General features: G+C 61.5%; 1 pseudogene. It reads left to right on the forward strand.

Annotation, left to right across the window (positions count from 1 at the left end):
• A pseudogene (locus tag QN399_RS26715) lies at positions 1 to 231 on the forward strand (ABC transporter permease); the annotation flags it as partial.

Genomic DNA, 231 nt, shown 5'->3' on the forward strand with positions numbered 1-231 from the left:
GTTGCTGGCCGTGCTGCCGATTCTGACCATGATCGTCATGTCGTTCAGGGGTGCCTCGAACCTGGACTTTCCGCCCAGCAGCTACAGCCTGCTGTGGTACAAGGCCGCCTGGAATACCTTTGTTTCCCCCGACGCCAGTGATGTGTTGAGTCTAGGTCAAGCCATGACCACCAGTCTGGGGGTCGCGTGCCTGACCATGGTCCTGGCGACCCTGGTCGCGGTGCCTGCGTC

Source organism: Pseudomonas sp. 10C3 (assembly GCF_036346185.1).
Taxonomy (GTDB): Bacteria; Pseudomonadota; Gammaproteobacteria; order Pseudomonadales; family Pseudomonadaceae; genus Aquipseudomonas.